Annotated in this window: 12 protein-coding genes; 7 read left to right on the forward strand and 5 right to left on the reverse strand. The window is 70.3% G+C overall.

Annotation, left to right across the window (positions count from 1 at the left end; translation table 11 throughout):
- Positions 1-668: 668 nt before the first annotated feature.
- A complete protein-coding gene (locus CEK66_RS18475) occupies positions 669-1,238 on the reverse strand; it encodes a WG repeat-containing protein (RefSeq protein ID WP_226978682.1) in 570 nt (189 codons plus the stop codon).
- Positions 1,235-2,941 carry an alkaline phosphatase gene (locus CEK66_RS18480; protein WP_152237876.1) on the reverse strand — a complete coding sequence of 569 codons (1,707 nt, stop codon included), beginning with the start codon at positions 2,939-2,941 and terminating at the stop codon, positions 1,235-1,237. The genes CEK66_RS18475 and CEK66_RS18480 overlap by 4 nt, the downstream gene beginning before the upstream one ends.
- A gap of 152 nt (positions 2,942-3,093) precedes the next feature.
- On the opposite strand from CEK66_RS18480, the gene CEK66_RS18485 reads away from it, so the two are divergent.
- The 3 genes from CEK66_RS18485 to CEK66_RS18495 all read left to right on the forward strand — a co-directional run bounded on the left by CEK66_RS18485 (position 3,094) and on the right by CEK66_RS18495 (position 5,871).
- Positions 3,094-4,434, forward strand: coding sequence for a dicarboxylate/amino acid:cation symporter (locus tag CEK66_RS18485; RefSeq protein WP_152237877.1), 1,341 nt, complete (start codon positions 3,094-3,096; stop codon positions 4,432-4,434).
- A 7-nt stretch (positions 4,435-4,441) separates the two neighbouring features.
- A complete protein-coding gene (locus CEK66_RS18490) occupies positions 4,442-5,278 on the forward strand; it encodes a class I SAM-dependent methyltransferase (protein WP_152237878.1) in 837 nt (278 codons plus the stop codon).
- A 113-nt stretch (positions 5,279-5,391) separates the two neighbouring features.
- Complete coding sequence (locus CEK66_RS18495; protein ID WP_017909252.1) at positions 5,392-5,871, forward strand: acyl-CoA thioesterase; 480 nt, start codon at positions 5,392-5,394, stop codon at positions 5,869-5,871.
- Positions 5,872-5,893: 22 nt separating this feature from the next.
- Here CEK66_RS18495 and CEK66_RS18500 read toward each other — a convergent pair whose 3' ends face one another.
- On the reverse strand, positions 5,894-6,643 hold the full coding sequence (locus CEK66_RS18500) for a nucleotidyltransferase domain-containing protein (RefSeq protein ID WP_152237879.1): 750 nt from the start codon (positions 6,641-6,643) through the stop codon (positions 5,894-5,896).
- 161 nt (positions 6,644-6,804) lie between these two features.
- Between CEK66_RS18500 and CEK66_RS18505 the strand changes: the two genes are divergently transcribed.
- The gene (locus tag CEK66_RS18505) at positions 6,805-7,581 is read left to right on the forward strand and encodes a class I SAM-dependent methyltransferase (RefSeq protein ID WP_152237880.1); all 777 of its coding nucleotides are present in this window, start codon (positions 6,805-6,807) and stop codon (positions 7,579-7,581) included.
- 119 nt (positions 7,582-7,700) lie between these two features.
- Here the strand turns inward: CEK66_RS18505 and CEK66_RS18510 are convergent, their stop codons facing one another.
- Positions 7,701-8,537, reverse strand: a complete 837-nt coding sequence (locus tag CEK66_RS18510; RefSeq protein WP_081613329.1) for a C40 family peptidase — start codon at positions 8,535-8,537, stop codon at positions 7,701-7,703.
- 107 nt (positions 8,538-8,644) lie between these two features.
- Positions 8,645-9,187 (reverse strand): C40 family peptidase, encoded by a 543-nt coding sequence (locus tag CEK66_RS18515; RefSeq protein ID WP_017909248.1) that lies wholly within the window; start codon positions 9,185-9,187, stop codon positions 8,645-8,647.
- Positions 9,188-9,296: 109 nt separating this feature from the next.
- Between CEK66_RS18515 and CEK66_RS18520 the strand changes: the two genes are divergently transcribed.
- From CEK66_RS18520 to gorA, 3 genes are all read left to right on the forward strand, one after another.
- Positions 9,297-9,776 carry a peptidylprolyl isomerase gene (locus CEK66_RS18520; RefSeq protein WP_043092617.1) on the forward strand — a complete coding sequence of 160 codons (480 nt, stop codon included), beginning with the start codon at positions 9,297-9,299 and terminating at the stop codon, positions 9,774-9,776.
- A 157-nt stretch (positions 9,777-9,933) separates the two neighbouring features.
- Positions 9,934-11,157: a DUF418 domain-containing protein gene (locus CEK66_RS18525; protein WP_152237883.1), complete on the forward strand. Its 1,224-nt coding sequence runs from the start codon at positions 9,934-9,936 to the stop codon at positions 11,155-11,157.
- A gap of 157 nt (positions 11,158-11,314) precedes the next feature.
- Positions 11,315-12,676, forward strand: coding sequence for a glutathione-disulfide reductase (gene gorA / locus CEK66_RS18530; protein ID WP_152237881.1), 1,362 nt, complete (start codon positions 11,315-11,317; stop codon positions 12,674-12,676).
- Positions 12,677-12,698 lie beyond the last annotated feature (22 nt).

Below are 12,698 nucleotides of genomic sequence, written 5' to 3' on the forward strand. Positions count from 1 at the left end.
CCGCGCTTGCCAGTACCCAAGGACAGCTTCGCGTCTACGGCGTGAGCAATCCCGGCAAAGTCGATATGCCGTGACAGCAGAGCCAGAGGATCGCCGATCTGCTGCCGCTTGGCTTCGCGTTCGTGGCCGGCAAACAGGCTGATCATCGTGGCGTCCTCGGCGTGTTCTCCAGACCAATGGTGCCAAAGGCGGGGTTTTTAGAGGTGCCCTGAAGTCCCTCCCACAAGAGCAGGTGTCGGCACTCGGGATTATCCAGACTGCTTGCTGAGCCCGTTGCCCGCTCGATGCCGGCGGCCAGTGCGCGACGACCGGCCTGCGGCCAGAGTTCCGACGCCTTTCAGTTCAATGCGTCGGGACTGAAGTCCCTCCCACAAGAGCAGGTGTTGGCACTCGGGACTATCCAGACTGCTTGCTCAGCCCGTTGCCCGCTCGATGTTGGTCGCCAGCACGCGACGACTGGCCCGCCGCCAGCGCGCGACGGCGCTTGAAGCCGCGCAACGTGAGGTGGCCCCATGTGGGAGGGACTTCAGTCCCGACGCGGGGATGTCTCACCTCGCGGACGATGCGCTTCCGCGACATCGCGGGAGATTCAAAGAGACGCGTTACAGAGAACCAGCCTTGGCGACCTTCTCCGCGACAACGCGGCCATGCCGCACACGAGCATCGGCTCAGCGCTTGGGCGCCGGCACCTCGCGGTTGTGGCGGTCGATGGAGTACCAGCGGCCACCCTGCATCGGCGTGTGGCCGTCGGTGTCGGGCGTGCCCGCGCTGCAGCCGTCGCAAACCGCGGCGACGCCGTGCTCGAACGGCCAGGCGAAGTCGTGGACCGGTGCGATCACCTCGCGCAGTTGCCGGTCGTAGAAGCCGATGCGGCCGTGAAAGATGCCGCGGGTCAGCCCTTCAGTGAAACCATCCGGACCGTTGTCCCAGGTGATCACCGGCAGGCTGCGGCCGTCGGCGCGTACGTAGTAGAAGCGTGCGCCGACGCTCAGCAACGCCAACCCGTCGCGATCGAAGGGCAGGCGCCGCAGCGCCTGTGGCGTCAGCGCCAGGCGCTCGTCGGCGCCCAGCTTGCAGCCCGGCACGACGTCGCGGTCGGTGGTCGGATCGCCGAGCCGGCAGGCGTCGTCGGGCTGCGCCTGCGCCTGCACAGCGGCTGCGGTTGTCGCCAGTGCGAGCAACGCCGCTGCCGCACGCAGGCGGCCACGGCGCCACGGCCGGGGCGGGAGGCGGTTCACTGCGCGGTGGTGGCGCTGGTCATGAACGCCGCCGGCTTGGGCAGTTCCACCGGCACGCCGTCGCCGTTGCAGGTGCCGGCCTGGCACAGCCGCGCGCGCAGGGTCGGGGTGGCCTGCACGATCACGTGGTAGATCACGTTCTCTTCCAGACTGCCGCGGAACGCGTTGCTGCCGGGACCGCGCGCCCAGATGCCGACGTCGTCGCCGCCATGGGTCTCGGCCTTGGTCGGCACCAGCGCTTCCTGCATGAAGTCCGGGCTTTCGGTGTCGACGTGGGTCAAATCCGGGCGGCCGTTGGCCGGCTCGAAATTGCTCGGCGCATGCGGGAAGGTCTTGACCCCAGCCGGCTGCTGGTTGCTGGCGCCGGTGTAGCCGGGGCCGTTGGCGTAGCTGAGCGTGGCATAGGGCTGGCCGTTGCCGTCCAGCGCCAGGTCGCCGGTGTTGGCGTCCTCGCCGCTGGTGCCGCGCACCTTGCCCAGGATCGGGTTGCCGCGCTGCGGGTAGCCGACGAAGTTCAGCGTGTGCGAATGGTCGGCGGTGACGATGATCAGCGTGTCCTCGGCCGAGGTCGCGTCCGCCGCGGCCTGCACCGCCTGCGACAGGGCGATGGTCTCGTCCAGCGCGCGGTAGGCGTTGCCGGCGTGGTGCGCGTGGTCGATGCGGCCGCCTTCGACCATCAGCACATAGCCGTTCTTGTCCTGCGACAGGGTACGGATCGCGGCCTTGGTCATCTCGGCCAGGCTCGGGTCGCCATTGGCGCTGCGGTCGCGGTCGTGGTCGAACTGCATGTGGTCCGGCTCGAACAGGCCCAGCAGCGCCGGCGCGTTCTGCGCCGCTTCCAGTTGCCCGCGGGTCCACACGTAGGCGCCCTGCGGATGACGCTGGCGCCATTCGCCGACCAGATCGCGGCCGTCCAGGCGCAGGCCGACCTTGTCGTCGTACTCGGGGTCGCGCTGCTCGACGGTGGTGAACTGGCCGCGGCCACCGGCCAGCATCACCTGCGGGCCGCGCCCGAAGCGCGCGCCGACCATCTGCTGGGCGATGTCGCGGCAACCCTCGGCCACCGCCTTCTCCGGCAGGTCGGCATCGCTCTCCCAGTTGCGCTCGGGCACGTGCGCGTAGGTCGCGGCCGGGGTGGCGTGGGTCAGCCGGGTGGTGGTGACGATGCCGGTGCCCATGCCGGCGCTGTCGGCCAGTTCCAGCCAGCTCAGCAACTGCTTGCCGAGGCTGTCGGCGCAGGCGTCGCGCTTGCCGGCGGCCACGCCGATCGCGCCCATGTGGGTCTTCACCCCGGTGGTGATCGAGGTCATGGTGCCGGCCGAATCCGGCGTCTGCGAATCGGTGTTGTAGGTCTTGCTCAGCGCGGTGGCGGGGAACGCCTCCCACGACAGCTGGTTCTCTTCGCCGGAGGCGCCCTTGCGCTGGCCGTCGAGGATGCGTGCGGCGGCGACCGTGGTCAGGCTCATGCCGTCGCCAAGGAACAGGATGACGTTCTTGGCCTTGCCGCGCATCGCACCGTTGTTGGCGGCCTTGGCGGCGCCGCTGCGGTACCACCAGGCCGGGGTCTCGCCGGCCGGATGGGCCACGGCGGGGACGACGATCGGCGCGACGTTGGCGCTGGCGGCCGGCGCATGCGGCGTACTGGCGCAGGCACCCAGCAGCAGGGTGGAGGCGGCGGCGAGAGCGGAAACGGGAAGGCGCATACGCAGAACGGGTCCTGAACAACGAAGTCCCCCGCATTATGCCGGCTGCGACAAGGCACGCCGATGACATCGCGCCTTTCCAGCCATGGCGTCGTCGCTGCTGCCGGGGTGCGCTATCGTGCGAAACCCCCCGATCTCTCTGGACAGCGTCGATGAAACTGGTGACGGCCTGGTTACGCATTCCGTTCTGGCAGCGCGTGGTCGCCGGCTTCGTGCTGGGCGCCCTGGCGGGCTGGGCGCTGGGCCCGACCGCGGAGACCTGGTTCAAGCCGCTGGGCGATCTGTACGTCACCCTGATCAAGATGATCGCGGTGCCACTGGTGTTCTTCGCGGTCATCAACGCGATCTCCGCGCTGCACGGGCAGCAGTCGGTGGCCAAGCTGGGCGGGCGCACCTTCCTGTGGTTCGTGGTGACCGCGGCGCTGGCGGTCGGCGTCGGCCTGGCCGTGGGCACCGTGCTGCAGCCGGGGGCCGGCCACCTGGGCCTGCGCGTGGACAGCGCCTGGACCCCGCGCGACGTGCCCAGCCCGGTGCAGGTGCTGCTGGACGTGGTGCCGTCCAATCCGTTCTATGCGCTCACCGGCATCGGCACCAAGACCAATGCCGCCGGCGAGACCGTGCTGGCGGCCGGACGCGGTTCGATCCTGCCGGTGATCTTCTTCGCCGCGCTGCTCGGCTTTGCCATGGTCAAGCTCGGCGAGCGCGTGGCCGAGGCGCGCAAGCTCACCAAGCAGATGAGCGAGATCATGATCCAGGTCACCCGCTTCGTGCTGGAGATGACCCCGCTCGGCACCTTCGGCCTGATCGCCGCACTGGTCGGCGGCTACGGCTTCGGCAAGCTGCTGCCGTTCGGCAATTTCGTGCTGGCGCTGTACCTGGCCTGCGCGATCCACATCGTGGTGGTGTACAGCAGCCTGCTGCTGGTGCACGGGCTCAACCCGTGGAAGTTCTTCCGCGGCGCGGCACCGGGCATGCAGGTCGCCTTCGTCAGCTCCTCCAGCTTCGCCGCGATGCCGGTGGCGCTGCGCTCGATCACCCACAACCTCGGCGTCAACAAAGACTACGCGGCGTTCGCGGTGCCGCTGGGCGCCAGCATCAAGATGGACGGTTGCGGCGCGATCTTCCCGGCGCTGTGCGCGGTGTTCATCGCCCAGTACACCGGCGTGCCGCTGACCGCCAACCAGTATTTCGTGGTGCTGATCGCCTCGGTGCTGGGCAGCTTCGGCACCGCCGGCGTGCCCGGCACCGCGGTGGTGATGGCCACGGTGGTGCTGAGTGCGGCCAACCTGCCGCTGGAGGTGATCGGCTACCTGTACGCCATCGACCGCGTGCTGGACATGATGCGCACCATGACCAACGTGACCGGGCAGATGCTGGTGCCGGTGCTGGTGGCCAAGGAGACCGGTCTGCTCGACCGCAGCATCTACGAGGCAGCCCCGAGCAACGTCGGCCTGGAAGATCCGCCGGTCGACGGTTCCGGCCAGGTGCGTTGATGCTCCGGTGAGCACGGCCGCCGAGAGCCTGCGCGCGCAGTTGCGGCAATTGCCGGGACTGACGCTCCACGAAGGCGTACTGGTGCACGACGTGCTGCCGGACGACCCGTTCGAGGAGCGCTATCTGGAGGTGCGCCGCCGCGAAGGCCGGCTCTACAGCGACGCGCAGGTGCGCACGCTGCCGCAGCCGCCCGGCGCGCTGGGCGCCAACCACGAATGGCGGGTGCGTGCCGAATCGTGCCGGCGCCTGCTGCGCCACCTGCGCGCGCGCGGCGGCGACGGGCCGCTGCTGGAGCTGGGCTGCGGCAACGGCTGGCTCTCGCATCGCCTGGCCAGCGGCCTGCAGCGCGAGGTCTGCGGCGTGGACGTCAATCGCACCGAACTGGCGCAGGCGGCGCGGGTGTTCGCCGACGCGCCACGGCTGAGCTTCGTCGCCGGCGACATCCTGCGTTTGCCGCTGCCGGCGCAGCGGTTCGATGTCGTGGTGGTGCCAGCCTGCCTCCAGTACTTCGCCGATCCGCGTGCGCTGATCGCACGCTTGCTGCAGCTGCTGCAGCACGATGGCGAACTGCACATCCTCGACAGCCCGTTCTATGCCGACGCCGAGCAGGCCCGGGCCAGCGCCGCGCGCAGCCTGCGCTACTTCAGCGACCTGGGCTGCGCCGAACTGGCGCAGCAGTACCACCAGCACACCGACGCGGTGCTGGACGGCATCGTGCTGCGCCGGTTGTTCGACCCCCGACGGCTGTCGGTGCGCTGCCTGCGCGCGCTGCGCTGGCGCCAGCCGCATTTCCCGTGGCTGTGCATCCGCAAGCGCGACAATCTCGCGCTGGCCGCGGCCTAGCCGGCGCCGCCGGCCGCCGGCGCGTCTGCGGCGACACCTTATTGCGGCGCCGTTGCGATTGGCGGCGGCGGCGCATGGCAGACTGCCGCCTCCTTCCCCTGCATGGACTCCCGATGAGCGGCACGCAACGCGAACTGACCTTCCGCTTCCTGGCCGAACCGATCGACGTCAACTACGGCGGCAAGGTCCACGGCGGCGTGGTGATGAAGTGGATCGACCAGGTCGGCTATGCCGCGGCGGTGGGCTGGAGCGGCCACTACAGCGTGACCGTGGCGGTGGGCGGCATTCGCTTCGTCTCGCCGATCCGCATCAGCGACATGGTCACGGTCGGCGCCAAGCTGGTCCACACCGGCACCAGCAGCATGCATTTCGCCATCGAGGTGCGCGCCCGCGATCCGATGGGCGGCGAGCCGCGTCTGTGCACGCATTGCATCATCGTGTTCGTGGCCCTGGACGGTGTCGAAGGCCGCCCCACCGCGGTGCCGGCCTGGCATCCGGACACGCCGGAAGACCATCGCCTGGCCGAGTACGCGCAGAAGGTGATGGAGCTGAGCAAGGGCATCGAGGACACCATCGCCCACTACCACGGCTGAGGGCGCGCGTCCGCGCGCTGGCTCAGGCGCGCCAGTCCGCGGGCGCGATGCGGCAGTCGCCGTCGAACAGGCGGCCGCCGTGCACGGCCAGTTCCTGCTGCGCCAGCGCCAGCACCGGCGCGCAGTCGGCGCTGGCGAACAGCGTGGCGAAGGCCTGCTCGAAGCGCGCGCCCACCGCCGGATCCATCCGTGCCAGCAGGCGCGGCACCCACTTGCCGCTGCCGTACCAATGGCCGCGTCCGCGCAGCGCCAGTTCCGCCAGGCGCGGATGCAGCAGGGCGCCGATGGCGAGGATCTCGGCGGCGCTGCGCTCGCCGCACAGGTCGTCGACCAGGTCAGTGATCTCGTAGCGCAGCGCGTCCCGTTGCGCCTGCGTCAGCGGCGGCGGCCCGGCCTGCAGCCGCGCGGCGACCTGGCCTTGCAGGCTGCGTGCGGATTCGGTCGCGGTGCCGACGAGGGTACCCTCGGCGATCATGTGCAGCAGGCTGGGGCGGCCACGGGCGGCGTCTTCGTCGACGAACCAGGCCAGCGTGCCCGGGTCGTGCACGAAGGCTTCGACGGGCATGCCGTCGGCGAGGAACGATTCGCGGCGTGCGGCCGGCAGGCGCTCATAGACCACGACCAGATCGAGATCGGAGAGATGCGTGCCTTCGCCGCGCAGGATCGAGCCGGCGGCGAAGCCGAACGCCGCGTCGGCGTAGCGGGTGCACAGCAGCGATTGCGCGATCGCCAACGCCTGGGCGGGCGTGGGCAGGACGTGCTTGGCCGGCATCAGCGCAGCGCCTGCAATTGCGGCCAGGACGCGACCCGGCGGACGGGCTCATCGGCACGGCAGGACTGCGAGGCAGGCGAGGGGCGTGGTGTCATCGAAGTTCCGGTGACGCGATCGAGGCGGACAGCGTATCGTGCCGGCGGGCAACGCGGACGGCGACGATGACCCTCCAGGCGGACAGCGCGGAACTGCAGCGGCAATACGGCGATACACAGCGGCTGGCGCAGCGTAAGTCGCTGCATGCCAAGTACGGCCGCGGCGATTGGTACCCTTGGTTGCGCGCGCAGGTGCCGCTGGCCGCAGACATGCGCGTGGCCGATATCGGCTGCGGCACCGGCCAGCTGTGGGGCGCGCTCGCCGGGCAGTGGCCGCCATCGCTGGCATTGCAATTGCTGGATCGCTCGCCGGCCATGGTCGCTGCGGCATTGGCGCAGGCGGCGGCGTTGCGGCCACGGGGTGTGGTCGGCGACGCGATGCGCCTGCCGCTGCGCGATGCCAGCATCGACGCCGCACTGGCCGTGCATATGCTCTACCACTTGCCCGATCCGCACGCGGGCGTGCGCGAGCTGCGGCGCATCGTTCGTCCAGGCGCGGCAGTACTGGCGGTGCTCAATGGTCGCGACAACATGCGTCAACTCGCGCAACTGGTCGCCGGGGTGGCCGGTGGCCCGGACCGCGACCCGTCCACCCTGCGCCTGGACGCGGAGGCGGGCGCGCGCCTGTTCGCCATGCACTTCGCACAGGTCCGGGTCGCACGCTTCGACGACGTGCTGGTCTGCACCGATCCCGAGGACGTCGTGGCCTATCTGCAGAGTCTGCCGTTGCCGCCGCAGGCGCACGCGTCAGCCTTGCGGCAGGCGGTAGAGGCGGCGTTTGCGCATGGCGACGGCGCGTTGCGGATCGACAAGGACGTGCGCGCGATCTTTGCCACCGCCTGAGGGCGGCCGCGTCGGTGCCAGTGGCACGGACTGCCAGCCGGGCGGCCGCGAAACGTCACAACGAAAAAGGCCGCTGTCCCCAGCGGCCTTTTCTGTGCGGTATCTGCGGAGCGGACGGCTTACATCGCCACGCGGCGCGCCTGCACGAACTTCTCGCCCCAGTAGCCGGAAGTCAGCGTGTCCACGCGCACGTCCTTGCCGCGGCTGGGGGCGTGCAGGAAGCGGCCCTCGCCGACGTACAGGCCGACATGGTCGACGCGGCCCTTGCGACCGAAGAACACCAGGTCGCCCGGCGCCAGCGCGTCGCGGTCCTTGATCAGCTGGGCATTGGCCTCGCGGGCCATCTCGCGCGACACGCGCGGCAGTTCGATGCCCAGCGCGGTGCGGAACACGTAGCCGACCAGGCCGCTGCAGTCGAAGCCTTCGGTGTCCTCGCCGCCCCAGCGGTACGGGGTGCCCAGCAGCGCCATGGCGCGCTTGAGCACGGACTGGACCTTGTCGCCGCCCGGCACCACGCCTTCGCGCGGGACCGGCTGGGACACGTCGTAGTTGGCCAGCAGGCGGCTGATGTCACCGGCGAACATCGCCGAGCGGTCCATCAGCGGAATGGTGTCGTTGGCGGCCAGGTGCGGCAGCAGGGCGGCCAGGGTGGCGGTGGCGGCGGCGTCGGCCTTGCTGCGCGACGGTGCGGGCGCCTGGGCGGCGGCCGGCTTGGCCGAGGTGGTGGTGTTGTTGGGGGTCTGCGCGGTCGCCTGCGCGGTGGTCGCGGTGGCGCTCACCTGGGCGGGAGCGGGGGCGACGGTCGCGATCGCTTCCGGGACGACGGTGTCGGCGGGAGCGGTCTGGGCCAGGGCCGGGAGGGCCGAGAAACAGAGCGAGGCGGTGCAGAAGAGGCGGAAAGCGGTCCGGCGGGGAACGGCGGGCTTGCCTGGAGAGGTCTGGGCTTCGGTCGTCACGCTTGGATCACAAAATAAAACGATGGGGGATCATGCCTTGTAGACAGAAATAGGAAGTTCAAATAAGGTTAAATTTTCGTAATTATGAATGTGGGTGAAATCACAGTTCAGCGCAAAACCCGCTTTGCGCCGGTGTAGTGGTCCCGCCAGTAGGCCCCGTCCAGCGAATCCAGGCGCACCGTGCCGCCCGTGCTGGGAGCGTGCACGAAGCGGCCTTCACCGACATAAATTCCGACGTGCGTCACATTTCCTGCGCTGCCGAAGAACACCAGGTCGCCGGTGCTCAGGCGCTGCGGGTCGATCCGCGGCCCCTGTACCGCGGCCAGTTCGCGCGAGGTGCGCGGCAGCCGCAGGTCGAGCATGTCGCGGTAGACGTAGGCGACCAGGCCGCTGCAGTCGAACCCGGACTCGGGGGTGTTGCCGCCGTAGCGGTAGGGCGTGCCGACCAGGCCCAGCGCCCGCATCAGCACTGCGTTGGCCGCGCCCGGGTCGGCCGGCGCCACCTGCGGCCACTCGCGCACCGCCACCGGTGCCGGCCGGGTGTGGCGGACCTCGTGGCGTCCGCAGGCCGCCAGCGCGGCGGTGCACAGCAGCGGAAGCCACCACGGGAACGCGCGGCGGCCGCGCGGCGAAACTGGCGTGTTGTGCATGGAGCCGGGATAATGCGCGACCTCAGAAGGCCGCCATCATGGCGGCGCTCCCGGCGGCCGACAAGCCGCCCATCCCGTCTGCCCCCGGCAGCCACAGCGCAGAGTGCACATGAAGATCGAAAAAGACCGCGTCGTCCGTTTCCACTACACCGTTTCGGAAGTCGGTCAAGAACCGATCGAAAGCTCCAAGGACCGCGATCCGCTGGTGATCCTGGTCGGCCACGGCAACATCATCCCGGGTCTGGAGAACGCGATGATGGACAAGGCCGCCGGCGACAGCTTCGGTGTCGACGTGGCCGCCAAGGACGCCTATGGCGAGTACCGCGAGGGCCTGAGCCAGCGCGTGCCGAAGAAGCATTTCGGCGCGGCCAAGCTGCAGCCGGGTAGCCAGGTGGTGCTGCAGACCAACTTCGGCCCGCGCGCGGTCACCGTGCAGAAGGTCGGCATGAGCGTGGTCGACGTCGACCTCAACCACCCGATGGCCGGCAAGGACCTGCACTTCGACGTGGAGATCGTCGACGTGCGCGAGGCCAGCGCCGAAGAGATCGAGCACGGCCACGTGCACGGCGACGGCGGCCACCACCACTGAGTGCGTTGGCGGCGGTGCCGGTCGCGCCGGTGCCGCCAGCCCTGGCGCCGCGCGCAGCGGTGCCGTCGTGCCGCCGCGGACGCCGGCGGCCTTCCTGATCGCGGCGAGGGACATCGCCGGCCTTCCGCCCGGTGCCGCCTTGGCCACTTCCGCCCCCGTGTTGCAGCCCGTCGCGCCCGCCGAGCGCATCGCCACGCTGGACGTGCTGCGCGGCTTCGCCCTGCTGGGCATCCTGTTGATGAACATCGAGGGATTCGTCGGCCCGCTGGATGCGGCGATGACCGGCCTGGATCCGGCGCTGCGCGGCGCCGACCGCGTCGCCGACGCCCTGGTCTACATCCTGGTGCAGGGCAAGTTCTACACCTTGTTCTCGCTGCTGTTCGGCATGGGCTTCGCGGTGATGGCGCAGCGCGCCGAGATCGCGCGACGGCCGTTCAGTGGCTTCTTCCTGCGCCGCAGCGCGGGGCTGCTGCTGATCGGCCTTCTGCATGCCGTGCTGCTGTGGTCCGGCGACATCCTGGTCAGCTATGCGTTGCTGGCGTTCATGCTGCTGGCGTTCCGCGAGGCGCCCACGCGCTGGCTGCCGGGCATGGCGCTGGTGGTCTACCTGTTCGCGCCGGCGCTGTGGCTGCTGGTCGGCGCCGCCGCCTGGGCGGCGCAGGCCGATCCGCACGGTGCGGCGCAGTGGCATCGGGACATGGCCGAGCAGGCGCAGCACGGCGCGGCGGCGCTGGCGCAGCAGCGCGAGGTGTTCGGCCACGGCAGCTACGCCCAGGCCACCGCGCAGCGCGCGCGCGACCTGGTCGAATCGCTGAGCGGGCTGCTGTTCAATGCGCCGACCATCTTCGGCATGTTCCTGCTCGGCGCCTGGTGCGTGCGCAGCGGCCTGGCCGCGCAACCGCAGCGCTTCCCGCGGCTGCTGGCGGTGCTGCGCTGGGGTGTGCTGCCGCTGGGGCTGGGGCTGATGCTGCTGAGCTTCCGGCTGGAGCCGTGGATGGATCCGGCGCGGCTGGATCTGCGCCTGACCTGTGCCTACGCCCTGGCCAGCGTCGCCAGCGGCCTGATGGCGCTGGGCTATGCGGCCTGGCTGGTGCGCGCCGCAGCGGCGTTGCAGTGGCTGGCGCCGGCCGGACGCATGGCGCTGAGCAACTACCTGCTGCAGTCGCTGGTGTGCACGACGTTGTTCTACGGCTACGGCTTCGGCTATTTCGAACAACTGCCGCGCGCCTGGCAGATCCCATTCGCGGTCGCGCTGTTCGCGCTGCAGGTGGCGCTGTCGCACTGGTGGCTGCAGCGGTTCCGCTTCGGTCCGGTGGAGTGGCTGTGGCGCTCGGCCAGCTACCTGCGCTGGCAGCCGATGCGGCGCCGCGACGCGGCCTGAGCGCAGGCGCTGCAGCGGCGTCCTCACATCTGCCGCGCGGTCGCCCATGGCATGCTCCGCGGCGACCGAGACATGCGACAGGACAGCCGATGGACGATGTGAACCGCGCGCACCGCGCCGCGCCCGATGCGACCCCGCCGCGCGCCGAGCGTGCGCCGTGAACGGGGCGATCCGCGATTACGACCTGCTGGTGCTGGGCGGAGGGTCCGGCGGCCTGGCCACCGCCTTCCGCGCCGCCAGCCATGGCGCACGGGTGGCGATCCTGGAGCCGAGCGCGCTCGGCGGGACCTGCGTCAACGTCGGCTGCGTGCCGAAGAAGGCGATGTGGCTGGCGGCGGATCTGGTCGAACGCATCGACCTGGCGCGCGCGGTCGGCTTCGCCATTCCGGAGGCCACGCTGTCCTGGGCGGAACTGGTGGCGCATCGCCAGGGCTACATCGGCAACATCCACGCCAGCTACCGGCGCCGGCTGGATGCCGACGGCGTGGTGCTGATCCCGCGGCGCGGCCGGCTGGTCGATGCGCACACCGTCGAATGCGACGACGGCGTGCGGGTCAGCGCCAAGCACGTGGTGATCGCCACCGGCGCGCACGCGCTGCGGCCGAACATCGACGGCGCCGAGCTGGGCCTGGTCTCCGACGACTTCTTCAATCTCTGCGAGGCGCCGCCGCGGGTGGCGATCGTCGGCGGCGGCTATATCGCGGTGGAACTGGCCGGACTGCTGCAGGCGCTGGGCAGCCGGGTGGAACTGTACGTGCAGGGCGAACGCCTGCTGGAGCGGTTCGATGCGGAACTGGCGCTGCAGCTCGCCGACAACCTGCGCCACCAGGGCGTGCGCCTGCATTTCGGCTATCGCGCCAGCGCCCTGCGCCGCAGCGACGAGGGCCTGTGCGTGGTCGATGCGCAGGGGCAGCCCGGCGAGCGCGTCGACAAGGTGTTCTTCGCGATCGGGCGCCGCCCCAACACGCGCGACCTTGGCCTGGAAGCGCTGGGCGTGCGTCTCGGCGACAAGCACGAGATCGTGGTGGACGACTACCAGAACACCGACGTGCCGGGGCTGTATGCGATCGGCGACGTGGCCGGCAAGGTCGGCCTGACCCCGGTGGCGATCGCCGCCGGGCGCAAGCTGATGGACCGCGTGTTCGGCGACCGGCCGCAGGCGCGGCTGGACTACGAGAACGTGCCCAGCGTGGTGTTCTCGCATCCGCCGCTGGGCCAGGTGGGATTGGGCGAGGAGCAGGCACGCGAGCGCTATGGCGCCGACGCGGTGACCGTGTACCGCAGTAATTTCCGGCCGATGCTGCAGGCGCTGGCCGATTCGCCGCAGCGCAGCCTGTTCAAGCTGGTGTGCGTGGGCGCCGAGGAGCGTGTGGTCGGCTTCCACCTGCTCGGCGATGGGGCCGACGAGATCCTGCAGGGCTTTGCGGTGGCATTGAAGCTGGGCGTGACCAAGCAGCAACTGGAAGACACCGTGGCGATCCATCCGACTTCAGCGCATCAGCACCACTTCCTCGGCTGAAGTCGGATGGATCGCCACGGTG

It is taken from the genome of Xanthomonas sp. LMG 12460 (genome assembly GCF_009192895.1).
Taxonomy (GTDB): domain Bacteria; phylum Pseudomonadota; class Gammaproteobacteria; order Xanthomonadales; family Xanthomonadaceae; genus Xanthomonas_A; species Xanthomonas_A sontii.